The following is a 22,978-nucleotide window of genomic DNA, read 5'->3' as shown; positions in this document are numbered from 1 at the left end:
CCGGGCCTGCCGGGCCTGCCGGGCCTGCCGGGCCTGCCGGGCCTGCCGGGCCTGCCGGGCCTGCCGGGCCTGCCGGGCCTGCCGGGCCTGCCGGGGACGGCGTACCGCACCGGGGTGCCGCAGACACCGCGTGCCGCCCCGCGGCCGGCGAAGGTGCCGGTACGGCCGCGGCCACAGCGGCGGCGGGTGTCCCCGGCGTCCGGTGCCGCCGCCGCGACCGCCGGCCGGACGCCCGGTGCGGTGCCGTCCGGTGACCGGACCGCACCCGGCTCGCGCGGGCGACGCCTGACGACCCGGTGGCCGTCGGCCCCACGGCGAACGGCCGTGGCCGCCGGGGGCTGCCGGTACGGCGTGACCCGTACCGGCGGCAACCGGTGGCCGGCCATCCCGCAGACCATGGGCGCAGCCGGCGCCGTGGCCCCCGTACGCAACGGGCGCGGACACGGCTGCCGCCGCGCTGACCACCTGCCGTACGGCTGCCCGGGCGGCCTCGGCACGTGAGCCGTGCCCCTGGCGCTCGGCGCCTGGACGCCCCGGCGGGCGCCACCCCGCCGCACGACCGCGGCCGGACGGTCCGGCGGCCGGACCTCCCGTGGTACGGGCGGACGGCGGCCCGGTGGCCGACGGCCGCACGACCGGTGCGGCCGGACGGCTCGGACCGGCACGGCCCTGTGGGCCGGTGGCAGTTGGTGACCCGAAGGCCCGGTGCCGGCCGCACGGTGGGGTGCGGTGGGCGGCCCCTCCACGGGGCCGGCCTACTGACGCAGGACCGCGGACTGCGCCGCGTGCGGTATCGGGACCACGAAGCCGCCGATGGCCGCGGGCACGAGGGAACGGGGCTCGGGTGCGGGCACGGCGGCGCCGTCCCGGCATGCGGAGGGCAGGACGGACAGCGGGGGCAGGCCGGGACCGGGGGCCGGCTGGGGCTGCCCGAGCGCACAGGACGCGTGCGGGTGACCGTCGCCGTGCCCCGGGCCGCCGGGCCAGTCGTGGTGGGCGGCGCGTCCGCCGGCCGGGGCCCCGTGCGGTACCGCCACGGGAGCGGCTCCCGGGTCCGCCGCCGGTACGGCGTCTCCGCCGGCCACCCGGGCCGACGACACCGGTGTCACCGACACGTGGGCGGCGGTGGATTCCGGGCCCGCATGGGTGATGAGCAGTCCGCACAGGGCGAGCAGGACGTACCACGGGGCCGCGCGGCGGCGGTTCCGGGGCGTGCCGGCCTGCGACCGGGGCGTGACCATGCGGTGATCCTAACCCCGGCTGCGGACGCGGCGGTTGGGGCGGCGGGCCGGGTGTGGCGGGAATGCGGAGCCCCGGTCAGCCCTCCGCACGGGCCGATTCGAGCAGGTACGGGACGTCGATGACGGTGACACCTGGGGTGAAGAGCAGCCGGGCCTTGAGCCGGAGGGCGTTCTGGTTGTGCAGGGGCTGTTCCCACCAATGGCCGACGATGTACTCGGGGATGACCACGGAGACGACCGAGCCGGGGTCCTCCGCGGCCGTGGTCCGGACGTGCGCGACGATCGGCCCGACGACCTCGCGGTAGGGCGAGTGGAGGATGCGCAGGGGGATGCCGAGGTCGTGCCGCTCCCATTCCTCGCGCAGCCGGTCGGCGTCCTCGTCGGCGGCCGCGGTGAGGGCGGTGAGGGTGCTGGGGCGCAGGCCCTGGGCGAAGCCGAGCGCCTTGAGGGTGGGGGCTTGGACGTTGGCGACGAGGACGACGACGTGGTGGCGGGCGGGCATCCGGGGCCGGGCGTCCGGGGCGACGGCGACCTGCCGGGCGACCTGGTCGTAGTGGCGGCGTACGCCCTTCATGCCGAGGAAGAGGACCGGCATGGCGATGACGACCAGCCAGGCGCCGTGCGTGAACTTGGTGACGAGGACGATGACGAGGACGAGCGCGGTCATGGCGGCGCCGACGGCGTTGATGGCGCGGCGGCGGTGGATGTGGACGCGTTCGCCCGCCGGGGTGGCGGGGTTGGCGAGTTCCCTGCGCCAGTGGCGGACCATGCCGGCCTGGGAGAGCGTGAAGGAGACGAACACGCCGATGATGTAGAGCTGGATGAGGCGGGTGAGCTCGGCGTCGAAGGCGACGATCAGGCCGATGGCGGCGAGGGCGAGCAGGACGACGCCGTTGGAGTACACGAGCCGGTCGCCGCGGTTGTAGAGCTGGCGGGGCGCGTACCGGTCCTTGGCGAGGATCGACGCCAGCATCGGGAAGCCGTTGAAGGCGGTGTTGGCGGCGAGGATCAGCACGCCGGCGGTGACGGCCTGGAGCAGGTAGAAGAGGAAGTGCCAGTCGCCGAAGGTGGCCCGGCCGATCTGGGCGAGGGCGGTGGAGGTCGCGGTGCCGGGGGGCAGGCCCAGCTCGGTGGGGTCCTCGGCGACGTGCACCTCGTAGACCAGGGCGAGGACGGTGATGCCCACGAACATCGTGACGGACAGCAGGCCCATCATCGCGAGGGTGGTGGCGGCGTTCCTGCTCTTGGGCTTGCGGAAGGCGGGGACGCCGTTGCTGATGGCCTCGACTCCGGTCAGGGCCGTGCAGCCGGAGGCGAAGGCGCGCAGGGCGAGGAAGACCAGGGCCAGGCCGGTGTAGGTGGCGGCGGCGTGGATGGGCAGGTCGGCGGACTCGGCGCGGATGGTCTCGCCGGACAGCAGCCGGACGGTGGCGATGGCGAACATCACGTAGATGACGAGCACGAACCCGTAGGTGGGGATGGCGAAGATGCGTCCGGACTCGCGGACGCCGCGCAGGTTCATGACGGTCAGCAGGACCACGAAGCCGACGGAGAGCACCACTTCGTGGTCGGAGAGGGAGGGGATGGCGGAGGTGATGGCGGAGACGCCGGACACGACGGACACGGCGACGGTGAGGACGTAGTCGACGAGGAGCGCGCTGGCGGCGGTGAGGGCGGCGGTCTGTCCGAGGTTCTCGGAACTGACGACGTACGCGCCGCCGCCTCCGGGGTAGGCGTGGCAGGTCTGCCGGTAGGAGGCGATGACGACGACGAGGAGGAAGACGATGGCGGCGGCCGCGTACCAGGCGAGGTGGAGGAGCGTGACGCCGCCGAGGGCGAGGATGAGCAGGATCTCCTCGGTGGCGTAGGCGACGGAGGAGAGCGGGTCACTGCAGAAGATCGGCAGCGCGAGCCGTTTGGGGAGCAGGGTCTCGCCCAGGCGTGCGGTGTCGAGCGGCTCACCGACCAGCACCCTCTTCGGATTGATTCGCCTCATTCGGGCATGATCTGCGCTTTTCGCCGGAATGAGGCGGTGTGACACGGCGGGAGAGCACCCCTCCCGGCGCAGGGACCGCCCTGAGCCTTCGGGCGGCTGCCACCGGCCTCCTGGTCACGGCGCTGCGCCACGCCTCGCCCGAGCCGACGAGGCGGTCAGGCGGTGGCCAGGGATTCGGCGCGGTGGGCCAGCCAGAGGTCGTGGCGGGCGCTCGGTGACTGGAGGAGCGAGCGTTCGAAGAGGGCTTCCAGGCGGGTCAGACGTTTGCGTGCGCCGGGTACGGAGATTCCGAGAGCGGCGGCGGTGGGGACGAGCTGGGCGTCGTGGTCCAGCCAGGCCCGGAGGGTGTCGCGGGCTCCGGGCGGGGCTGCCGGGCCGGTGAGCGGGGCGAGGTGGTCGGCGGCCCAGCGGGTGAGGGCTTCGTCGGCGAGGACCCGGTCCAGCGTGGAGGCGGGCCCGGCCGGCGCGGGCCCGGCCGGCGCGGGGGCGGCGTCTGCGGGAGCGGCGGCGGCAGGCGCGGGGGCGGGAGAGGGCTCGGCGGGAGCGGGAGCGGGGTGGCCGCCGGGGGTGAGGCGCAGGGCCAGGGAGAGGGCCGCCTGGTCGGGGAGCGTACCGAGGTCCAGGCCCAGGATCTGTTCCACCAGGCGGACCCGGGTGGCCAGGGTGTTGCGGTGGATCTTCAGCAGGCGGGTGGCGTGGGAGGCGAAGCTGAGCCAGGCATGCGCGGTGGCGCGCAGCTCCTGGGCGCCGGGGTCCTGGGGGCGGCGGGGCTCGTACGCGTGGAGGGGCGCCAGCAGCGCTGCGGCCCAGGCTGCGCCGGGTCCGTGGGCGGCGAGGGCGAGTTCGGGTCCGGCGCCGAAGCGGGCGTGCCGGCCGGTGCGGCCGCGGGCCACGGCGAGGGCGTGGAAGGCCTGGGTGTAGGCGGCGGGGCAGTCGCGCAGCCGGGTCTCCTCGCTGACGCCGACCACGCAGTCGCGGGCGGCGGCGGTGAGGGCCTCGGCGAGGGGGTCGCGACCGGCGGAGGTGGCGGCCGCGTCGGTGGGGACGAGGACGATGAGGTGGCGGACGTAGACGGGACAGCGCACGATCCAGGCGCTGGCGTCGGTGAGTTCCTCGCACAGCCGGCTGACGGCTTCGCGCTGGCCGGTGCGGCACTCCACGACGTACATGCGGAAGGGGTCCGGCAGGGAGGGGGTGAGGGCCTCGGCTATCTGGTGGGCCGTGGAGAGGCGGCCGTTCATCAGGAGGTGCAGGACGGCCTCGCGGGAGCGGGACTCGGCGAGGGCGGCGCGCTGGTGGCGTTCCTCGGCGTCCTCGGCGCGCAGGGTCAGGGCGAGCGGTACGGCGGCGTCGGCGAGCAGGGCCGGGACGCCCGCGGGGCAGGGGCGGGGCAGTACGGCGGCCAGGGCCCGGCCGGTGCCGGTGGTGCGGCCCGCGGCGGGCTCGTCCAGGGCGTAGAGGAGCGCGGCGCGGTCGGTGACGTCGAGTACGGCCGACCGCACGCCGCGGGAGTGCATCTCGGCGGCGCCGCGGGCGGCCAGGCCGGCGGCGGCGGGGTCGGGGGGACCGGGCCAGGATGCGAGGACCCGGCCGTCGGCGCGGACCAGGCCGGTCCAGGCGTCCAGGCGGAGCGAGAGCCAGCGCAGCAGGGCCCGGGAGCCGCCGGTGTGGGCGAGGTGGTGGGCCTTGAGGACGTCGTCGGCACGGCTGCGCCGGGTGGTGGCGGTGGAGGCGGCGACGGCGGGCGGGGCGGCCGGGACGGGGGACCCGTCGGCGGGCTGGTGCTGGATCGGTCGTCCCCCTCGTTCCCCACGGCCGGGCGCTCGCTGCGGCCCGGCCCCGCGCGCGGGCGGCGGACCGGCGCTCCGGGCTGGGGAATTCAACCATCCGGCGCTGACTGTGCGCTGTGATACCGGTCTCGTCACGCCACTGGGCAGATCGAACCCTCCCCAGCGCCCCGGGCGGATCTACGTTGTGTGCACCGGCGGGGTACGGCGGGAACGGCTGCACCTCCGGGTGCGCCCGGCGTACCTCTTCGGGGCATGAGCGGTGGGGTCCCGGCGCGAACAGGGGAGCGCCGGGCCCTTGCCGGCCGCCGTGGCGGGTTGCCGGCCGGTGGGCCGGGGGACGGCCGTGAGGGCACGCGGTCACCGGTGACATGGCACGGTGACATGTCACACGGTCACTTCATGCGGGCCGCCGCGCTCCTGATCGCCTCGCGGATCCTGAAGTACGTCCCGCAGCGGCAGATGTTGGCGATGGCGTCGAGGTCCTCGTCGGTCGGTTCGCTGGTGCGTCGCAGCAAAGCGACCGCGGCCATGATCTGGCCGGGCTGGCAGAACCCGCACTGCGCCACGTCCTGTTCGAGCCAGGCCTCCTGCACCGGGTGCAGGGTGTCGCCGTCGGCGAGCCCCTCGATGGTGGTCACCTCGCGCCCGGCGGCCGCCGCCACGGGCACCACGCAGGGCCGGATCTCCGCGCCGTCCAGGTGGCTCGTACAGGCCTTGCACACGTCCACGCCGCAGCCGTACTTGGGCCCGCGGATCCCCAGCAGGTCGCGCAGCGCCCACAGCAGGGGCAGGTCGTCGGGTGCGTCGACGCTGACGGTGCGCCCGTTGACGGTGAAGGTGTGCGTGGGCACGGCGGGCTCCTGGACTGGTCGCGGGGGCGTGGGTCTGCGGGAAGCGGGGGACGCCGGGGCCGGCGGGCGGGGCGTCTCGGGACTAGGGGGTGTTGCGAAAGTCCTGTGTGGTGCCCGCGGTGTCCGGTGCGTGCTCTCGGCGTGCCGGACGAAGGCCCTCGTACTGGGCGTACTCGGGGCTTTGGCCGGTGCGGCGGGAGTGCGTGCCGGGCGCCGTGGGCGCCGTGCGGGACTTTCGCAACACCCCCTAGCGCGGGTACGGGGTGAAGTCGACGTCGAAGTCGAGCGGGAAGCTGCGCGGCCGGGTGCCGGTGGCCACGGCGTAGGCGTTGGCGATGGCCCCCACCGCGGCGGGCACGCCCAGTTCGCCGGCGCCGCCCGGCTCGCCGGTGGCGGGCATGATGTGGACGCGCACGTCCCGCGGGGTGTCGCGCTGGCGGGCGTAGTGGAACTGGCTGTAACTGCCCTCCAGTGGCAGCCCCTTGTCGAGGTGCAGGCCGGCCCGCAGGGTGGTGGAGATCGCGTCGGTGAGGCCGCCGAGCAGCTGGGCCTCCAGCCCCTTGGGGTTGACCGGGCGGCCCACGTCGGCGGCGATGACGGCCTTGGTGACGCGGACGTGTTCGGGGTCGCGGGTGTCGATCTCGACGAGGCAGGCGGTGCGGGAGCCGTACTCCTCGTGGAAGGCGATGCCCTGGGCGCAGCCGGGCGGCATGGTCCTGCCCCACTGGCCTTCCGTCGCGGCCTTGTCGAGTACGGCGCGCTGGGCGGCGTCCTTGAGGAAGGTGCGCCGGAACTGCACGGGGTCCTTGCCGAGCCGGGCGGCGATCTCGTCGACGACGATCTCCTCGGCTCCGCGGGTGTTGGCGGAGTAGACCGACCGCCAGGAGCCGGTGGGGATGCCGGTGGGCACCTCGGTGAGGGTCTGGGTGGTGAGGCCGAAGTGGTAGGGCGACTTGACGGTGGTGAGGAAGAGGGTCTGGGCGAAGCCGGCGTTGCCGATGCCGGCGGGCAGGCTGGCGGCGGTGGCGGTGAGGATCTCGCCGAGGCCGTGCCGGAAGTCCGTCTCGACTGCGGCGACGCGGTGTTCGAAGGACAGCACCCCGCCGAGTGCCCAGGTGGCGCGGATGCGGTGGTGCGTGGCGGGCCGCATCCGGCCGTGCCGGGTGTCGTCCACGCGGGTCCACATCAGCCGGACCGGGCGGCCGCAGGCGCGGGAGACGAGGGCTGCCTCCAGGGCGGCGTCGAAGAAGAGCCTGCGTCCGAAGGAGCCGCCGGCCTGGACGACGTGGACGGTGACCTTGTCGAGGGGCAGGCCGAGCGCTGCGGCGATGGCCTGCTGGGCGATGATCGGCGACTTGAGTCCGGACCAGATCTCGGCGCGGTCGGGGCGTACGTCGGCGATGGCGGAGTTGGTCTCCATGGGGGCGTGGCTGACGAAGGCGAAGTCGAACTCGGCGTCGAGATACGGGGTGAGCAGCGGCGGGACCAGGAGAGGTGGGGTGGCGGCGCGCAGCCTGGTGCGGACCTGGGCATCGGAGAGCGCGTCGGCGGGGCCGGGTCCCCAGGTGACCTGGAGGGCGGCGCGGGCGTCGAGGGCCTGGCCGAAGGTCTCGGCGACGACGGCGACCCCGGTGGGCACGGTGACGACGTCGAGGACGCCGGGCATGGCGCGTACGGCGTCGCGGTTGGCGACGGCGGTGACGGTGCCGCCGAGGGTGGGCGGGCGGCGCAGTACGCAGGGCTTGGCGCCGGGTACGTCGAGGTCGAGGGTGTAACGCTGGCGGCCGGTGACCATGGCGCGGGCGTCGACGCGGCCGGTGGGGCGGCCCACAAGGGTGTGGGCGGACTCGGGCTTGGGGGTGGCGGCGAGGACCGTGAGGGCGGGGTCGGCGGCCGCGGTGGTGAGGTCTCCGTAGGGGGCGGTGCGGCCGTCGGGGGCGTGGACCGCGCCGTCACGGGTCGTCAGGTCGCGTACGGGCAGCGCCCATTGGCGCGCGGCGGCGGCGAGGAGCCGGGCGCGGGCGGCGGCCGCGGTGTGACGGACGGGGCCGTAGAGGGAGCGGATGCTGTTGGAGCTGCCGGTGAGCTGGTTGAAGAGCAGCTCGGGCCGGGCGTCGTCGAGTTCGACGCGTACGTGGTCCAGGGGGGCGTCGAGTTCCTCGGCCACCAGCATGGCGACCGCGGTGGTGAGGCCTTGGCCGACCTCTTCGCGGGGCAGCCGGAAGACGATGGTGCCGTCGGTGTCGACGCGGAGTACGAGGAGGTGCGCGGTGGGCGCGCCGGCCAGGATGAACAGCTCGCCCAGGTCGACGAGGTCGGCCGGCGCGGGCAGGGAGGGGATCACGGCGGGCGCGGCGTGGGCGGTGGCGGGCGCCAGGGCGTCGGATGCGGCGCGGGTGGCGAGGGCCAGTGTCGGTGCGGCGACCAACTGGGTGAGGAAGGCGCGTCTGCCCTGTTCCGCCACGTTTCCCCTGCCTCGCCGATGCCGGCTCTGTCCGAACGGTTACCGGCACGTAGGGTAGCCACCGCTCCGCCCTGGCGGAACCCCCCGGAGCCGGACGGTCCGTTCCCAGCGGTAGGGCCGCGGCGGAGTGGGCGGCCGTGACACCGGCGGCCGCGCAACCGGCACGCCCCGCCCGGGCATCGCCCCGTGGGTACGCGCCACGGGTACGCGCCGGGGCGGGCATCGGCACCGGCACGCGCCGGAGGCGGGGCATCGGCACCGGCTCGCCCGGCCCGCCCCCGCACCCCCGCCCGGGCAGTTGCCACTGAGCACCCGCGAGCGGCGCCCGGGAGCCCGCTGCCGCCGGGGCGGCACGGGGGGGCTGAAGCGCGCGGGCGGTCCGGGCAGCCGCGCGGGGCGTGTTCGGCGGAGGCGCTCGGGCGGGACCTGGCGCATGCGCGGGAGGTGCGGGAACCCTGCCGGGAATGCTGCGGGGCCGGCGTTGGTTTCGGGCGGTCCCTCCCGGGTCCTGGCGGCACCCCGGAACGCGCGCTGCCACCGGGGCGGCGGGGCGGTGTCCGGGCGGGGCCAGGCGGTGCCGCGGCGCGTACTCGCCGCGGTGCTCGGGCAGGGCCCTGGCGGCTGCCCGGGGCGTGCGGGAACCCCGTCGGGACTGCGGACCTCGGAGCCTGCTCGGCAGCGCCCGGGAAGGTGCGCTCCCGCCCGGCCGGCACCGGGCGGCGACGGAAGTGCCGAGGCGGGCTTCGGCGTAGCGGCGCGGCAAGTGCTCGGGAACTGCGGTCGGGGACTGCGGGCTGTGGACCGCCGGGGCCGCTCGGGCCGCGAGGTGGGCCGCGTCGTGGCCGCCGGCCCGCCCCCGGCGCGGGTTGCCGGCCTGGCCCGGCGCGGGTTGCCGGCGCGGGTCACGGGCCCGCCCCCGGCGCCTGGGGCTGCCTCGGGGGCATCGGGCCGCCCAGGCGCCCGGCGACCCGGCCGCGCCCGCGGGGTGACGGGGGCGGCCTGGAGGCCGGGGCCGCCCCCGTCCCCTCGCGGGCGCGTCACCCCGGGCCCCGGCCCCCAGGGCCCGGGACCCCCCAGGCCCTGGAAGCCGGCCCCGGGCGCAAGGGTGGGGCGGCCCGGTGGACGGCGCTTCGGCTCCGCCCGGCGGCGCGGGGGCACGATCGTGTCGTTCCCGCGCCTCTCCGGGTACGGCGAAAGGGTGGTTCCGTACGGGTCGGGCGCGTGATCGAAAACCGGGTTTCCAGGGGCCGGTTTCGGCCGCCCCTTCCGGCCCCCACCCGGGCCTCCCGCTCCGCCGTCCCGCCCTTCGCCCCGGGCTCCGCGCAGGGCGCCCTCCCGGTCGACGCGGCGGCCCGGCGGGGTCAGGATGGAGGGGAACCCACCTTGACGAGGAGGTGTGCGGACATGCCCCAGTTCATGGATGTCCACCGCGGGATGATGGGGATCACCGCGGCCCAGCTCTCCGCCGCGCACCAGGCGGACCTGGCGATCGAGGCCGAGGCCGGCGTGCACTTCGAGCGCGCCTGGGCGGACCCGGATTCCGGGGTCGTGTACTGCCTGTCCGAGGCGCCGTCGGCGGATGCCGTGCAGAGCGTGCACACCCGGACCGGGCACCCGTACGACGAGATCCACCCGGTGCCGCTGAGCGTCTCCTGACCCGTGCGGAACGGATGACTCCGAGGTACGCGGCAGTAGCTTCTGACCGGAAACATTCGCACAAGAATCAGGACAAGCGAGGCCCTTGGCATATGCCTCATGCAACCCCGTAACGGATGTTGCCAAATCCCTTACGGGCCGTCGCGGCCTGTGCAACAGTCGTAACCGGTCCTTCCATCAGACTTGGCCGTGCCGCGCCTGTATCGGAGTTCTCCATGCCGTCCCACACCTACGCGGACCGTCCCTCACAGCCACCCGAGCCAGGGTCGGTGGACGCGCTGATCTCACAGACCCGGCGCCTCCGAGGAGACGTGGACGCGGTACGACGGGACACCGTCGTGGACGACGACGACGCCCAGGGCCGCTGGCAGCGCGCGCTGTGCGACCTGGCGGTCCATCAGCTCGACGACCTCGGCGAGCACTTGGGCCAGCTCAAGGAAGGGATGCCGCCGGCCCCCGAGGAGCCCGACCTGCCGGCGGCCGCCCCCGAGGCCGGACCCGAGGCCCAGCAGACCCGGGTGGGCAGCGCCGAATGGAACCTGCTCACCGACGAGGTGACCTGGTCCGAGGAGCTCTTCCAGATCTTCGGGCGCTCGCCCGAGAGCGGCCCACTCCCCCTCGACGAGCTCGGCTCCACGCTCTTCGCCGAGGACCAGCCCCTGCTGACCTCGATGGTCACCGACTGCCTCGTCGACGGCAAGGCCATAGACGGCGAGTTCCGCATCGTGCGCGTCGACGGCTGCGTGCGCACCCTCCACATGCGCGGCGAACCCGTCCTCGACCCCGACGGCTGCACGGCCTCCATGTGGGCCGTGCTGCGGGACGTCAGCGAACTGCGGCGCAGCGAGCGGGCCGTCCGCGAGACCCGCGACTCCCTCCAGCGGCAGCGGCAGATCGCGCAGACCGAGCACCGGCTCGCGGTCGAACTCCAGGAAGCGGTGCTGCCCTCGTGGCGCGGCTCCCTGCGGTTCCCGCACGGCAGCACCGGCGCGCTCGACCTCGCCGCGCACTACCTTCCCTCCGCCACCAGCGCCCTGATCGGCGGCGACTGGTACGACGCGCTCGAACTCCCCGACGGCACCTCGATGCTGACGGTCGGCGACCTCACCGGACACGGCGTCACCGCCACCTCCGGCATGGCGATGATGCTGGGCGCCCTGCGCGGCATGGCGATGGCCGGCATCGAGCCCGGCCCCCTGATGGGCTGGCTCAACCAGCTGCTGGAGACCTCCGTGCAGCCCGCCCTCGGCAGCGCCGTGTGCTGCCGCTTCGACCCCGCCACCCGCACCCTGTCCTGGGCGCAGGCCGGCCACCCCGCGCCCCTGCTGTTCCGCGGCGGCTCCGGCCGTGCCCTCCAGCCGCCGGAGGGCGTGCTGCTGGGCGCCACCTCCGGAGCGGCGTACGGGCAGGCCGAGGAGCGCCTTGAGGTGGGCGACGTCCTGGTCCTGCACACCGACGGACTCTCCCCGCGCAGCATCGAGTTCAGCCGCACCGACGGCGCCGAACGCCTCATCGCGCTGGCGCCGCGCTTCACCGCCGCCCGCTCCGCGCAGGACTGCGTGCGGCTGGTGCTGGAGGAGTTCGGCGAGACCGGGCGCGAGGACGACGCCTGCGTACTGGTCGCCAGGATCGGCGCCTGAACGGGCCCACCGGCAGGGAACGCGAACACGGGGAACGGCCGGGACACGGGGAACGGCCGGGAGGGGCCGCGCCGACAGGCGCGGCCCCTCCGTCGTGTCCGGGTACGCCGGCCAGGCCCCGGCGCTCCCGGGCCGTTCCCGGGGCCCGTCCGCCGTGTCGGGCCCGTGGTGTCCTGCCGGACGGTGTGGCCGGGTCAGACCTCCGACGTGCGCGACGCGCGCGAGGGGCCGCGCGGCAGCGCCAGCTCGATCTCCTCGCGCAGGTCCTCGATCCGCGCGTACCCGGCGTACTGGCCCGTCAGCCGGTACATTTCCCGCAGCCGGTCCCAGGTGCGGTGCGAGGAGGTCTCGCCGATCGACACCAGCGCCAGCCGGGCGTACCGGTCCGCCTGCTCGGGGTCGTCGGCGATGAAGCAGGCCGAGGCCATCGAGATGTAGTCGAAGATCTGCGACCGCTGGTAGCCGGCCCCCCGCAGCCGCAGGGCCTCCTTGGCGTGCCGCTGGGCGATCGGCGCCGCCGACGGGTCGTGGTCGGCCAGCGTGCGGTAGGCCAGCGCCTGCATGCCGTGCATGTCGGCCTCGTCGAAGTGCTGCATCCAGCTCGGCGGCGTCACGTCGTCCTTGTCCGACACGAACAGCTCCTCGGCCTCGCCGAGGGTCCGCCGCATCGCCTGGCCCCGCCCCATCGCCGCCTGCGCCCAGGCCTCGATGGTGTGGAGCATGGCGCGGGTGCGCGGCAGGGTCTGCTCGCCCGCGCCGGACTGCGCCAGCTTCATCAGGTCGAGCGCCTCGTGCGGCTTGCCCAGGTGCACCATCTGGCGGGCGGCCCGGGACAGCGCCTCCCCGGCGCGGGGCCGGTCGCCGCCCTCGCGGGCGGCGTGCGCGGCGATGACGAAGTACTTCTGCGCGGTGGGTTCCAGGCCCACGTCGTGCGACATCCAGCCGGCGAGCACCGCCAGGTTGGCGGCCACGCCCCAGAGGCGGCGCTGGAGGTGGTCGGGGTGGCGGTAGGCGAGCATGCCTCCCACCTCGTTCAACTGGCCCACGACGGCCTTGCGCTGGAGTCCTCCACCCCGGGAGGCGTCCCAGGCGCGGAACACCTCCACGGAGCGTTCCAGCGCCTCGATCTCCTGGGAGCCGATGGGCGCCGCCTCGTAGCGGTCGAATCCCGCGGGATCGGCGTGGAGGGGGTCGGTGAAGCGGGGGGCGTCCGCCGTCAGGGCCGGGTCCCGGTGCAGCCAGTCGTACATGTGGCTGCTGAGGGCGGAGCCGGCGGTGAGTGCGGCGCCCGCGCCCATCAGTCCGCGTCGGTTGAGCATGAGGTCCATTCCCGTGAATTCGGTGAGGACCGCCGCTGTCCGCTCCGGCGCCCACGGGAGCCCGTCGGGGTTGTCCTTCGCCCCGCCCGGCTGCCGTCTGTTCGTACGCCCTGGTCTTGCGAACCCGAGGTCCTCGATGGTCACGACACGACCGAGTCGCTCGGTGAACAGGGCGGCCAGCACCGTCGGCACCGGTTCTCGCGGGGTCTCCCCCATGTCGATCCAGCGCCTCACCCGCGAGGTGTCGGTGGCAAGCTGGTGGTGGCCCATGGCCGCCGCCTGCCGGTTGACCATCCTCGCGAGTTCGCCCTTGGACCAGCCGGCCAGGCCGAACAGGTCGCTCAGGCGGGTGTTGGGTCCTCTGCTCACGTCAAGCCCCCAGGTTCTCGGCTGACTTGACACTAACCCCCGGTCAGGTGCCGAGCGACTATTCGCCAGGGTTCGCCAGGGTGCGCCAGATGGTACGCAACACCCGCGCGGGTGTCAGGTAAGAAGGCGCCTCCCCGACCCGGCCCGCAGCGACGGATCGGGTGGCACTCCCCAGGGTGCCGGCCGGTCCGTCAGGACCGGGGCGGGAAGGCGTACGCAACTCGTCGGCGCACGAAGGGATACGTATCCGTCATGTACGCAGCATCGTCCTCCGTGTCCGCCCCGACCCGGCCGCACCGCGCCTTCCAGGCGGGCGGCGGCCCCTACCTCGCCCCCGGCCGCCCCGCGGCCCCGGCGCAGGGCGCCGCCCCACTGCGGCGGATGCCGGGGACCGTGACGCAGCCGCTCAGCGGGAGAATCGACCTGTCCGGTCCCCAGGGGGCCCAACTGCGGGCCGCGCTGGCCTCGGTGCACCGGATCTGTCCGGAGTTCGCGCCGGTCCAGGTGCTGCGCCGCAGCGCGCGGTCGGTCCTGCTGGTGGGCACGACCGGGCGGACGACCGCGGTCGCCAAGGTTTTACTGGACCACTCGCCGGAGTGGACCGAGCGGTACCGGCACGAAATAGCTGCCTACCGCGCGTTCGTCCGGCATCGTCCGCCGGTACGGGTGCCGCGTCTGATCGCCGCCGACCCGGAGAACTGCACCCTGGTCGTGGAACGGATGCCCGGGCGGGTGGCGGCCCTGCAGCGGCATCCGGTGGAGGCTCCGCCGCGGGCCGACGTGCGGGCCGCGCTGGGTGCGGTGGTCCGGGTGAACCAGTGGCGGCCGCCGGCCGAGCTGTTCGGGCGTCCGCTGGACTACGCCTCCCGGATCGCCCGGTACCACGAGCTGGGGCTGCTGACCGACCGGGATCTGGGTGACCTGCAGAAGCTCCTGCACGGGCTGGCGCTGGCCGGGCCCGGCGGGCGGCTGCCGCGCCAGTTCAACCACGGCGACGCGCTGCTGTCGAACCTGCTGCTGTCGCCCGCGGGGCCGGTGCTGCTCGACTGGGAGCACGCGGGCTGGTACCTGCCCGGGTACGACCTGGCGACGCTGTGGACGGTCCTCGGGGACGCTCCGGCGGCCCGGCGGCAGATCAGCCAGCTGGCGCAGTCGGCGGGCCCGCTGTCGCGGGACGCGTTCCTGGTGAACCTGATGCTGGTGCTGACCCGGGAGATCCGTACGTACGAGCTGGCGGTGCAGCGGTCGATGGCGGGGGCGCCCGGCGGGACGGGGGCGCTGTCGTCCGGCGAGGAGCAGCGGCTGCTGCTGCGCAGGCTGCACGACGACTGCGGGATGGCCCGCAGGGCGGTGCGGGCGGCGGTCGGCACGCGCTGACGCCGGCTCGTCCGCGGGCGGCGGGGAGGGCCGTACGGGCCGCGGGCGGTTGCACGAGCGAAATCCCGTGGTGTGTCCACCGAGTGGGCGCGCCACGGGATTTCGCGTTGTGCGGGGGGTGGCGGAGCGGGTGCGGGGGTGGCGTGCGGGTGGGTGCCGTAGCGGCGTATGCCTTGACATCGCATGACCCCGCGAGCACCTTTCTGACGCCGCATCAGCACCGAACTCCCCCGCCCGTCCTCATCTTCGGAGCTGCCCATGTCCGCACGTGCCTCCCGCCCCTCCCGCCGTGCCGTGCTCGCCGGTACGGGTGCCGGGGTCCTCGCGGCCGGTCTGCCGGCCGCCGCCGCCCATGCGGACGACGCTCCGGTGCTCGGCGAGTACGACGTGGTGGTGGTCGGTTCCGGGGCGGCCGGGATGACGGCCGCGCTGACCGCGGCGAAGCGCGGCCTGAGCTGCGTGGTGGTCGAGAAGGCGGCCACCTTCGGGGGTTCCGCGGCGCGGTCGGGCGCGGGCATCTGGCTGCCGAACAACAGCGTGATCCTGGCGGCCGGGGTGCCTGACACGCCGGCGAAGGCCGCGACGTACCTGGCGGCCGTGGTGGGTCCCGAGGTGCCGGCGGACCGGCAGCGGGCGTTCCTGGACCACGGGCCGCGGATGCTGGACTTCGTGATGGCCAACAGTCCGCTGAAGTTCCGGTACATGGAGGGCTACAGCGACTACTACCCGAACCTGCCGGGCGGTCTGCCGGGCGGCCGGTCCATCGAGCCGGACCAGCTCGACGGGAACGTCCTGGGCGCCGAACTGGCGCGGCTGAACCCGCCGTACATGCCGGTGCCCGCCGGGATGGTGGTGTTCAGCTCCGACTACAAGTGGCTGACGCTGGCCGCGGTGAACGCGAAGGGCCTGGCGGTGTCCACGGAGTGCCTGGCGCGCGGGACGAAGGCGGCGCTGTGCGGGGAGAAGCCGCTCACCATGGGGCAGGCGCTGGCCGCGGGGCTGCGGGCCGGGCTCCAGCGGGCGGGGGTGCCGGTGTGGCTGGAGACCCCGCTGACGGACCTGGTGAAGGACGTCTCCGGGACGGTGACGGGGGTGGTGGTCGAGCGGAACGGCGCGCGGGGGGTCGTACGGGCCCGGCGGGGCGTGGTGGTCGGTTCCGGGGGCTTCGAGCACAACGCGGCGATGCGCGCCCAGTACCAGCAGCAGCCGATCGGCACGGCGTGGACGGTGGGCGCCAGGGAGAACACGGGTGACGGGATCCGGGCCGGGGAGCGGGCGGGGGCGGCGCTGGGTCTGATGGAGGACGCCTGGTGGGGCCCCGCGATCCCGCTGCCGGGCGAGCCGTACTTCTGCCTGGCCGAGCGGACGCTGCCCGGGGGGCTGATCGTGAACCAGGCGGGGGCGCGGTTCGTGAACGAGGCGGCGCCGTACAGCGACGTGGTGCACGTGATGTACGAGAAGGACCGTACGTCGCGGCACATCCCGGCGTGGCTGATCGTGGATCAGAACTACCGGAACAAGTACCTGTTCAAGGACGTGGCGCCGGCGTTCGTGTTCCCCGACGCGTGGTACGAGTCGGGGGCGGTGGCGAAGGCGTGGACCTTCGACGCGCTGGCGGAGAGGATCGGGGTGCCGGCGGGGGCGCTGCGTTCCACGGTCAACCGGTTCAACGGGCAGGCGTGGACGGGGACGGACACGGACTACCGGCGGGGCGACACGGCGTACGACCACTACTACACGGACCCGGGGGTGCACCCGAACTCGTGTCTGGCGCCGCTGTGGGCGCCGCCGTTCTACGCGTTCAAGATCGTGCCGGGTGACCTGGGCACCAAGGGCGGGATGGTGACGGACGCGCGGGCGCGGGTGCTGCGGGCGGACGGCTCGGTGATCCGGGGGCTGTACGCGGCGGGGAACGCGAGCGCGGCGGTGATGGGGCACAGCTACGCGGGGGCGGGTTCGACGATCGGTCCCGCGATGACCTTCGGCTACATCGCGGCGAACGACATCGCGGGGGCGTAGCCGGTACGGGTTCCGGCGGGGCGGGGCCCGGGGGGCGGGGTGCCGGGGGGCGGGGTGCGGCGGGGGCGGGGTGCGGCGGGGGCTGTGCGGCGTCCCCGCCGGACCCTTGTGCGGCCGGGCTCAGCCCTGCTGGAACAGTTCCGCGGGGAGCGGCTTGAGCAGCGCGTACAGGTCGTCGGTGATCGGCCGGTCCCAGCTGGCGATGGTGACGAGGACGTTGTCGCTGCGGTCGAACTGGACGCAGGAGATGCGGCTCTCGGAGAGCTTGATGCGGCGGACGATCAGGAGGTTGTCGCCCTGCATGACGGGGACGTCCTCGGTGCCGGTGACCTCGACGTCCTCGTCGTTCTCCAGGGCGGCCAGGAGCTGGGTCACCTCGAAGGGGACCTGGCGGTCGGCGAGCTCGCGGGCGGGTGATCCCTCGGGGAGGTTGCCGATGATCATCGCGGGGCCGCGGCCGCCGAAGAGGTCGTAGCGGAGGAAGACACCCTGGCAGCTGCCGTCGGCCGCCGGCAGCAGGCCGGCTCCGAGGTTGCCAGGCCAGTCCCCCGGGTCCATGGCCAGGACGTCGAAGTCCGGGCCCGCGGGTGTGGCGGCGCTGCGGCGGCGGAGGAAGGACATGCGGCCATGGTACGTGCCGGAGGGTGGTTTCCGGGTGCCGGGTGGGGTTCCGGGGCCCCCGGGGGCCGGGGCGGGCGGCGGGGGTGGCGCGGGGGCCCGCTCAGAGGGTGTCGTGGAGGGCTTCGGCGAGTCCGGCGCGGTCGGTGCCGAGCTTGCGGTAGACGCCGGAGAGCAGGCGGGCCACGGTGGCCTCGTCTGTGTCCAGGGCGGCGGTCAGCTCGGCCGTGGTGGCGCCGCGGGCGGCGAGGCGGGCGGCCCGGTCCTCGCGGACGGTGAGCTCGGGTACGGCGCGGGCGGCGGGCAGGGGGCTCTGGCCGGCGGCGGTGAGCGCGGCGCGGGCCTGGTCGGCGAGGCCGTCGGCGCCGCATTCGACGGCGGTCTCCAGCCCTTCGGCCAGGAGGCGTACGGCCCCGGGGTCCTGGCCGGTGCTGCGGAGCTCGGCGCCGAGCGCCACCTGGGCGCAGGCGAGCTCGTATCCGGCGGGTGAGGCGGCCAGCCACTGGACGGCCTCTTCCAGGAGTTTCACCCGGTCGGTGCCGGTGGTGACCTCGGCGGCCATGCGCAGGGCCTGGCCGACGGCGGAGGGGGCGCCGAAGCCGCGGGCGCGGCGGACGGCCTCGGCGGCGAGTTCGGCGGCCCGGTCGGGCTCCCGGTCGGCGAGGGCGCGGGCGAGGTGCAGCTGCCAGGGGCACCAGGAGGGGTTCTGGATGCCGCGGGGGGTGAGGCGGCGGCCGACGGCCTCCAGCTCGGCGGCCGCGGCGGTGCGGTCTCCGGCGGCGAGGAGCAGTTCGGCGTGGACCGTCTGGCTGTCGGGGAAGACGACGGCGGCGGGGAAGGGCGCCCCGAAGGAGTGGCGGGCGGCGAGTTCGCGTGCCTCGTCGAGGCGGCCGCGGGCGAGCAGGACCTCGATGAGGATGGTCACGGCGTACCACATCACGGGGGTGCCGGGGCCGACGCGTTCGGCGAGGCGGAGGCCGGCGCGGCCGTACTCCTCGGCGTCGACGAGGCGGCCGCGGCGGTAGCGGATGTACGCGAGGAGGCTGTTCGCGAAGGAGAGGTGGGCGCCGCGCCAGCCCTGGCGCTCGAACTCGGCGGTGCCGGCGGCGAACAGTTCCTCGGCGCGGCCGGGCCGGTCGGCGTACATGTGGGTGAGGGCGGTGAGGACCGGCACTTCGAAGCCGCGGTCCGCGTAGGCCCAGCTGAACTCGGTGCCCAGCGCCCGCTGGGCGTGGTGCAGGACGGTCTCGGCGGGTTCGCCGCGGAGGGTGGCGTCCCAGGCGCGGAGTCCGATGACGTAGCGCTCGGTGAGGTCGCGGCCGGTGAGGCGGTCGGCGAGCCGGGCGAGGCGGCGGGAGCGGGCGGGCGAGTCGGGCTCGTCGGCGCGGAAGGCGTCCCACATGAACTGCTCGGACTGGAGGCGCAGCCGGGTGCGGGGGTCGGTGGTGTGCCGGATCTCGTGGCCGAGGGTCTCGGAGGCCTCGGCGAGGCGGTCGCTGTGGGCGAGGACCTGGGCGAGGCGGATGACGATGCCCTGGCGGAGCGCGGGGTTCTCGACGGGTTCGGCGAGGGCGGCGCGCAGGTGGTTGACGGTGGTGGCGGGTTCGGTGAGGAGGGAGGCGCAGCCGAGTTCGAAGAGGACGGCGGCGCGGTCGTCGAAGGAGGGGGGTTCGCGCAGGGCGCGGGCGAGCTGGCGGCGGGCGGCGTCGGGGGCGCCGGCGCGGAGGTTCTCGCGGGCGGCCTCGCGGAGCAGGGCGACGACGCGGTCGTCGCCTTCGGGGTGGGTTTCCAGGAGGTGGCGGGCGGCGGCGGTGGCGCCGAGGCCGCCGTCGGCGACGGCGGTGGCGGCCTGGCCGTGGAGGGCGACGCGGACGGCGTCGGGGATGGCGCGGTAGAGGGCGGTGGCGATGAGGGGGTGGACGAATTCGAGGCGGTCGTCGCCGGTGGTGGCGCCGGAGAGGATACGGGCGTCCCGCAGCCGGTCGGTGGCGTCGGCGGCCTCCTCGGTTCCGAGGCCGGCGACGCGGGCGGCGAGGTCCTGGGGGATGGCGATGCCGAGGACGGCGCAGGCCCAGGCGAAGCGGACGGTGGAGGGGCCGAGGCGTTCGAGGCGGGCGACGAGGCCGCTGCCGCGCTGGGCGGCGGCGAGGTCGCGCAGGAGGGGGGCGCTGGAGCCGGTGGGGGCGAGTTTGCGGTCGTGCACCTTGGCGACGAGTTCGACGGCCTCGAAGGGGTTGCCCTCGGTGACGGACCAGGCCTCCTGGCAGAAGGCGTCGTCGGCGTCGGGGCCGACGGTCTGGCGGACGAGGGCGCCGACGGCTTCGGGGCTGAGGGGTTCGAGGCCGAGGGCGCGCTGTCCGGACCGGCCGGGCAGGGAGCGGAAGGTGTCGGCGTCCGGGGGGAGTTCGTCGGGCCGGTAGGCGACGACGAGGAGGAGCGGGAGGTGTTCGGTGCGGGGGGCGAACGCGGCGAGCCAGCCGAGGGATTCGGGGTCGGCCCAGTGGGCGTCGTCGAAGACGAGGACCATGGGGGCGCGCTGGACGGCGAGGTGGGTGAGGACCCAGTCGAGGCCGTCGCGGAGGCCCTGGGGGTCGGGGGGTGCGCCGTGCTGGGGGGCGCAGAGGCCGAGGGCGGGGCCGACGATGGTGTACCAGCTGCCGAGGGTGGTGCGGAGTTCGGCTTCGGTCCGGTCGGCGAGCTGGGGCTGGATGAGCTGCCGGGCGACGTGGAAGGCGCTGCCCTGTTCCTGTTCGCCGCCGCGGGCGGAGAGGACGGTGCAGCCGTGGGCGTGGGCGCGGCGGCGCACTTCCGCGAGGAGGGTGGTCTTGCCGAGTCCGGCGGGCGCGGCGAAGGCGAGGAGGGCGCCGGTGGGTGCGCCGTCGGTGCCGAGGAGCTGGTCCAGCGCCTCGTCCACGGTGGCCAGTTCGGCCTCGCGTTCGAATAGTGCCCGTCGGAAGCGGCTCGTGTGCTGCGTCATCGTGGTACCCCCCACGCCGGGTCGTGCGCCGGTGCGCCCGACACGCGGGCTGTTCAGGTGGTTCAGCGTACGCGCGTGGGGGCTCGGGGGGAGCCCGCTGTCGCGGAATGATCTGATCTTCTTTCGGGCGGGTCGCCGGCGGGTCGTTCGTGGAGCCTTCGGGGAGCGTTCGCGGCGGCACCCACCGGGTCGCCGCCGGGCGCGTACGCGGGCCGTCCGCTGGTGGGAGCCGTGGGGCTACGGGGTGGAGCGTGCCGCGAGGGCTTCGAGGACGCGGACGGCCTCGGCGGCGCGGTCGGCGGGTACGAACAGGTGATCGTGGTGGTACCCGGCGATGACGTTGCAGCTGATTCCGGCGGTGGCGAGTTCGCGGGCGAAGGCGCCGGTGAGGCCGACGGCGTCGAGGGCGGAGTGGACGCGCAGGGTGATCCAGCCGGCCACGTAGTCGTAGGGCAGCTTCTCCTCGTCGGCCTCGGCCCGGGGCAGGACGAGGGTGAGGCCCTCGTCCTCGCGGACGGTGGCCACGGGGTGGGTGCCGGGGGGTACGGCCCTGCCGGGGATGGTGCAGAAGACGTACTGGCCGGGGTGGAGTTCGGGGCGCATGCCGCCGAGGAGGGTGGTCAGGTCGCGTTCGCCGCTCATGGCGGGCAGCCTACGCGCGGGCGGGGTGTTCGCTGAGGAGGCGGGCGTAGCGGTCGAGGTCGACGTTGCCGCCGGAGACGATGACGCCCACGCGGGCGCCGCGCAGTCCGTCGGCCATGGTGCGCAGGGCGGCGAGGCCGAGGCAGCCGGTGGGCTCGACGACCAGCTTGAGGTAGGTGGCGAACAGCCGCATGCAATCCACGAGTTGGTCGTCGGTGGCGGTGACGACCTCGGGCCGCTCGCGGGACAGGATCGCGAAGGGGAGTTCGCCGAGGTGCTGGGTCTGGGCTCCGTCGGCGATGGTCTTCGGGGTGTCGATGTGGACGATGCGGCCCTCGGCGAGGGAGCGCTGCGCGTCGTTGCCGGCCTCGGGTTCGACGCCGACGAGCCGGCAGGCGGGGGCCAGGGCGCGGGCGGCGAGGGTGGTGCCGGAGAACAGGCCGCCGCCCCCGAGGGGCACGAAGAGGGCGTCCAGGGGACCGGTCTCCTCCAGGAGTTCCTTCGCGGCGGTGCCCTGGCCGGCGATGATGTCGGGGTGGTCGTACGGGGGGATGAGGGTGAGCCCCTGCTCCGCGGCGAGGGCGCGGCCGATCTCCTCGCGGTCCTCGGTGTAGCGGTCGTACGTGACGATCCGTCCGCCGTAGCCGCGGGTGGCGGCCACCTTGGCGGCCGGGGCGTCGTGGGGCATCACGATGGTGGCCGGTACGGACAGCAGGCGGGCGGCGAGGGCGATGGCCTGCGCGTGGTTGCCCGAGGAGTAGGCGACGACGCCGGCTGCGCGCCGGTCGGGGGTGAGGCGGGAGAGGGCGTTGAAGGCGCCGCGGAACTTGAAGGCGCCCATGCGCTGGAGGTTCTCGCACTTGAACACCACGTCGAGGCCCAGCTGTTCGTTGACGAGCCGGGAGCGGAGCACGGGGGTGCGGTGGGCGTGTCCTGCGATGCGCTCGGCGGCGGCCGCCACGTCGTCGTAGGTGGGAACCGCGGCCATGGGAGGCCCCTTCCGTCACCGGCCCGCCGGGCCTGTCCGGCGGCGCCTCATCCTGGTCCTGGTCCTGGTCCTGGTCCTGCTGTCGGTGCTCGTACCGGTCCTGCGTCGTGTCCGCCGGTCTTCGTGGGTCAGTCTTCTAGCGGTCTTCCCGTACGACAACTTCATCCCACTGCGCCACATCGCGGAGCGGACCAACTGCGTCGTCCGGTGGACGGAGTACGACCGGGGCGGCCACTTCGCCGCCCTGGAGGTCCCGGACCTGCTGGTCGCGGACGTCCGGGCTTTCTTCGCCGGCCTGGCCGCCGGCCCGGCGGGGCCCCGGTGACCGCCGGGGCGCCCGCCGGGGCGCGGGGCGGGCCGTTCGACGCGGTGCTGTGCGACCTCGACGGCGTGATCCGCTTCTACGAGGAGGACGGCATCGGCGCTCTGGAGCGGGCCGCCGGCCTCCCCGAGGGCACCACCGCCTCCGTGGCGTTCTCGCCCGAGGTCGACCTGCCCCTGCTGCTGGGCCGGATCACGCGGGAGGAGTGGGCCGACGCCATCGCGCGGCACGTGCCGGGGGAGCTGGCACGGGCCTTCGCGTACGCGCCCTCCCGGATCGACCCCGAGGTCGTGGCGCTGCTGCGGGCCTCGCGTGCGGTGCGCCCGCTGGTGCTGGTCACGAACGCCACGCCCTGGCTGCGCGAGGACCTGGCCGCCCTGGGCATCGACGACCTCGCGCACGCGGTGGTCAGCAGCGCGGAGGTGGGCGTGGCCAAGCCGGATCCCGAGATCTACGCCATCGCCCTGGCGCGGGCCGGCGTACCGGCCGGGCGGTGCCTGTTCGTGGACGACCGCGAGGAGAACGTCGAGGCGGCCGTGCGGGCGGGGATGACCGGGCTGCACTACCGCGAGGCGGCGGACCTGGCCGGGCTGCTGGCGTGAGGGTCGCCGCGCGGCCGCCGGGGTGACCGGCGCAGGCCGGTTGCCCGGCCGACGGGCACGGCGCGCCCGGCCTCCTTCCGGGGAGCCGGCGCACCGCGCCCGGTGCT

15 protein-coding genes and 2 pseudogenes are annotated in these 22,978 nt (G+C 75.1%); 7 read left to right on the top strand and 10 right to left on the bottom strand.

Going from position 1 to position 22,978, the window contains the following annotated elements:
* Positions 1-501, top strand: a pseudogene (locus tag ACIF6F_RS07140) (hypothetical protein); the annotation flags it as partial.
* 254 nt (positions 502-755) lie between these two features.
* Here the strand turns inward: ACIF6F_RS07140 and ACIF6F_RS07135 are convergent.
* The 5 genes from ACIF6F_RS07135 to ACIF6F_RS07115 all read right to left on the bottom strand — a co-directional run bounded on the left by ACIF6F_RS07135 (position 756) and on the right by ACIF6F_RS07115 (position 8,342).
* Positions 756-1,241: a hypothetical protein gene (locus ACIF6F_RS07135; protein ID WP_399942457.1), complete on the bottom strand. Its 486-nt coding sequence runs from the start codon at positions 1,239-1,241 to the stop codon at positions 756-758.
* A gap of 76 nt (positions 1,242-1,317) precedes the next feature.
* Complete coding sequence (locus ACIF6F_RS07130; RefSeq protein WP_399942454.1) at positions 1,318-3,237, bottom strand: APC family permease; 1,920 nt, start codon at positions 3,235-3,237, stop codon at positions 1,318-1,320.
* Between the two features lie 155 nt (positions 3,238-3,392).
* Entirely contained in the window at positions 3,393-5,120 is a 1,728-nt protein-coding gene (locus ACIF6F_RS07125; RefSeq protein ID WP_399942452.1) for a helix-turn-helix domain-containing protein, read from the bottom strand.
* A gap of 299 nt (positions 5,121-5,419) precedes the next feature.
* Complete coding sequence (locus ACIF6F_RS07120) at positions 5,420-5,878, bottom strand: (2Fe-2S)-binding protein (RefSeq protein ID WP_399942449.1); 459 nt, start codon at positions 5,876-5,878, stop codon at positions 5,420-5,422.
* Positions 5,879-6,125: 247 nt separating this feature from the next.
* Positions 6,126-8,342 (bottom strand): molybdopterin cofactor-binding domain-containing protein, encoded by a 2,217-nt coding sequence (locus ACIF6F_RS07115; protein WP_399942447.1) that lies wholly within the window; start codon positions 8,340-8,342, stop codon positions 6,126-6,128.
* Between the two features lie 1,404 nt (positions 8,343-9,746).
* Here ACIF6F_RS07115 and ACIF6F_RS07110 point away from each other — a divergent pair.
* Together ACIF6F_RS07110 and ACIF6F_RS07105 are read left to right on the top strand one after the other, a co-directional pair.
* Positions 9,747-9,998, top strand: a complete 252-nt coding sequence (locus ACIF6F_RS07110) for an SCO4226 family nickel-binding protein (RefSeq protein WP_399942444.1) — start codon at positions 9,747-9,749, stop codon at positions 9,996-9,998.
* 215 nt (positions 9,999-10,213) lie between these two features.
* Positions 10,214-11,638, top strand: a complete 1,425-nt coding sequence (locus ACIF6F_RS07105) for a PP2C family protein-serine/threonine phosphatase (protein WP_399942441.1) — start codon at positions 10,214-10,216, stop codon at positions 11,636-11,638.
* Between the two features lie 194 nt (positions 11,639-11,832).
* On the opposite strand, the gene ACIF6F_RS07100 is transcribed toward ACIF6F_RS07105, so the two are convergent.
* A complete protein-coding gene (locus ACIF6F_RS07100) occupies positions 11,833-13,326 on the bottom strand; it encodes a hypothetical protein (protein ID WP_399942438.1) in 1,494 nt (497 codons plus the stop codon).
* A 252-nt stretch (positions 13,327-13,578) separates the two neighbouring features.
* On the opposite strand from ACIF6F_RS07100, the gene ACIF6F_RS07095 reads away from it, so the two are divergent.
* Both ACIF6F_RS07095 and kstD read left to right on the top strand, forming a co-directional pair.
* Positions 13,579-14,703, top strand: a complete 1,125-nt coding sequence (locus tag ACIF6F_RS07095) for an aminoglycoside phosphotransferase family protein (protein WP_399942436.1) — start codon at positions 13,579-13,581, stop codon at positions 14,701-14,703.
* A 258-nt stretch (positions 14,704-14,961) separates the two neighbouring features.
* Positions 14,962-16,722, top strand: coding sequence for a 3-oxosteroid 1-dehydrogenase (gene kstD / locus ACIF6F_RS07090; protein WP_399942433.1), 1,761 nt, complete (start codon positions 14,962-14,964; stop codon positions 16,720-16,722).
* A 120-nt stretch (positions 16,723-16,842) separates the two neighbouring features.
* Here kstD and ACIF6F_RS07085 read toward each other — a convergent pair whose 3' ends face one another.
* The 4 genes from ACIF6F_RS07085 to ACIF6F_RS07070 all read right to left on the bottom strand — a co-directional run bounded on the left by ACIF6F_RS07085 (position 16,843) and on the right by ACIF6F_RS07070 (position 21,947).
* Positions 16,843-17,343 carry a hypothetical protein gene (locus ACIF6F_RS07085; RefSeq protein ID WP_399942430.1) on the bottom strand — a complete coding sequence of 167 codons (501 nt, stop codon included), beginning with the start codon at positions 17,341-17,343 and terminating at the stop codon, positions 16,843-16,845.
* A gap of 100 nt (positions 17,344-17,443) precedes the next feature.
* Positions 17,444-20,317, bottom strand: a complete 2,874-nt coding sequence (locus ACIF6F_RS07080; protein ID WP_399942427.1) for an ATP-binding protein — start codon at positions 20,315-20,317, stop codon at positions 17,444-17,446.
* 237 nt (positions 20,318-20,554) lie between these two features.
* Entirely contained in the window at positions 20,555-20,959 is a 405-nt protein-coding gene (locus ACIF6F_RS07075) for an ACT domain-containing protein (protein WP_399942424.1), read from the bottom strand.
* A 10-nt stretch (positions 20,960-20,969) separates the two neighbouring features.
* A complete protein-coding gene (locus ACIF6F_RS07070) occupies positions 20,970-21,947 on the bottom strand; it encodes a threo-3-hydroxy-L-aspartate ammonia-lyase (protein WP_399942422.1) in 978 nt (325 codons plus the stop codon).
* 133 nt (positions 21,948-22,080) lie between these two features.
* Between ACIF6F_RS07070 and ACIF6F_RS07065 the strand changes: the two are divergent.
* Positions 22,081-22,272 (top strand): annotated as a pseudogene (locus tag ACIF6F_RS07065) (alpha/beta fold hydrolase); the annotation flags it as partial.
* Positions 22,269-22,871, top strand: a complete 603-nt coding sequence (locus ACIF6F_RS07060) for an HAD family hydrolase (protein ID WP_399942419.1) — start codon at positions 22,269-22,271, stop codon at positions 22,869-22,871. The pseudogene ACIF6F_RS07065 and the gene ACIF6F_RS07060, both read left to right, overlap by 4 nt.
* The last annotated feature ends 107 nt before the right edge of the window (positions 22,872-22,978 follow it).

The sequence above is a fragment of the Streptomyces sp. NPDC086023 genome (genome assembly GCF_044540325.1).
Taxonomy (GTDB): Bacteria; Actinomycetota; Actinomycetes; order Streptomycetales; family Streptomycetaceae; genus Streptomyces.
The sequence above is the reverse complement of the archived record's forward strand: the minus strand, read 5'-3'. Positions and strand labels throughout refer to the sequence as shown.